Origin of the sequence: Acinetobacter sp. YH18001 (assembly GCF_013416975.1) — a bacterium.
GTDB lineage: Bacteria > Pseudomonadota > Gammaproteobacteria > Pseudomonadales > Moraxellaceae > Acinetobacter > Acinetobacter pseudolwoffii.
This window is the reverse complement of record NZ_VPEU01000117.1, coordinates 1-1922: the sequence shown is the minus strand read 5'-3', so window position 1 is coordinate 1922 and position 1922 is coordinate 1. Positions and strand designations below refer to the sequence as shown.

The 1922-nt window shown below is 39.6% G+C and carries 1 protein-coding gene and 1 pseudogene; one reads left to right on the top strand and one right to left on the bottom strand.

Annotated elements, in window-relative coordinates:
- Positions 1–95: 95 nt before the first annotated feature.
- The gene (locus tag FTV48_RS15085; protein WP_257222985.1) at positions 96–1652 is read left to right on the top strand and encodes an HNH endonuclease signature motif containing protein; all 1557 of its coding nucleotides are present in this window, start codon (positions 96–98) and stop codon (positions 1650–1652) included.
- 153 nt (positions 1653–1805) lie between these two features.
- Here the strand turns inward: FTV48_RS15085 and FTV48_RS14625 are convergent.
- Positions 1806–1922 (bottom strand): annotated as a pseudogene (locus FTV48_RS14625) (DUF1543 domain-containing protein); the annotation flags it as partial.

Genomic DNA, 1922 nt, shown 5'->3' with positions numbered 1-1922 from the left:
ATGCGAGTTCTGGATGAGCGAGGACAAAGCCTTTGCACATTTCGACAACCAGGTTTTCAGGGTTGTTGATGAGTTTTTTCATTGGAACACCAAGAGTGACTGATTTTGAAAAGCATCCAATCATCAAATGTTTATTTAAAGCGGATAACCAGCGTTCTACGGAATGTTGGAGCGTGCAAGAAATTGCAAACTTTATTGAGGATTGCACAGAAGATCAAAACATCAATTTATGCATTTTGTATTGGAAAGATATACACGGCAATATTTACATTATTGATGGGGCACATCGTCTTTCCTGTATTTATGCATGGATCAATAGATATTTTGCGGATGAGCAAGTCCCTCAAGCACCTAATTTCAATGATCAACAAAAACAAGATATTCGTTACCTCCGCAATTATTTAGGAGATCTTGCTGATTTTCAAAAAATTTGTACTGATGCCGAATTTGCAGAAAAAAAATCGAAATTAGGCGATATTAAAATCAGTTTCCGGCAGGTACTGGGGACTCCAGAAGATGCGCGACGGGTATTTCAATCGATTAACTCAGATACTAAACGTCTAGATAAATATGAGGAATATCATCTAAGAAGTCGCGGGAGTGACGCCTATTATGCGATCTATGCCTGTTGTTATATCAATGACAATAAATCTAACTTGGAAGAGCTCCAATATACACGTTTAAATGAGCTGATTGAGTTAGGGGAGAGGATCCATCAGCTCCTTTTTTCGACCATTTTATTAGACAATGAAATGAGTCATGGCAAAAAAATTGGCTTGGTCAATGAGTTGATGAATATCATTGCTGGTGATCAGATTCATAATATTATGAGTCTGAATCAGGGGGAACGCGTTGAAAACCTGATGTCGCATCTGTTGACCATTCTTTGCAGAATAGCGACGCCTGTAAAAAATACTGGGGTTCCGAGTTTGGGCTTTCATCCATACTTATATTTTTATAAGGACCAGCGTTTTCAGATTACTTCTTTTCTTGCATGGTTTTCAATTGTGTATGAAATTCATGAAAGCCTCATGCAGATTCATCATCGAACGATTAGTTTCAAAGACTTCACCCGGGTACGCCGTAGTATTGAGTTCTTGATTGCTAATTTCCCCGTGGCGACCACTGAAACGGTCGGCAAGTTCGGCAGTGGTATCAAGGGCTATGATCGGCTACAAATTGTCTATAAAGCCTTTATTTGCTTAAGCTTGGAAATGGAAGTTGATTTTGATGATGAGGAATGCCTGAATACCTTTATTCTGTCCATGTCTAAGGCCTTCAAGTACATAAACTTTAACGAGTTTTATGTCGAAAGATTTTTGGGTGGTTATGATGATGCAGTCGTCAAGCATGTGGTGGGATATGTGGAGTCGATTAGTCCAATTTCTCGGTCAAAGCCCAAGGCCTTTTCGGCATTAACCAAGAGTCTGCTTAAGCACAATTTTCTGGTGGGTAATCATAACTTTTGCCTCATTTGTGATGGATTGATCTATCTTGATTCTACTGAATCGGATCATCGGATTGCCAAAGCCGTAGGTGGGCAAGGTGTTCTAGAGAATGGTCTGCTGGTTCATCCCATCTGTAATAGAATGAAATCAGATCTGAGTCTGGAAGAGATTAGAGCGGATTTGTTTGGTGAATTACTGTATTAATCAACAGAGCGATGAGCTCATTTTTGCAGATGTATCAATGATTAATCACATGATTTAACTTTTGATACATTCAGCCAATGTGGTTATTTTTAATTCAGTCCAGAATCACAACCAGAAACTAGCAGTAGTTTCTGAATGACCGTCAAGGTCCTTAGTTTTGCCCTCGAACTCCAGTCCATTAATTTGCGCCCAAGCATCAATATGCAGCCCTTTTTGCTCGGCAAACCAGGCATTTTTCAGTTGAGGATAGGTTTCTTCCAGAGTTTCGCC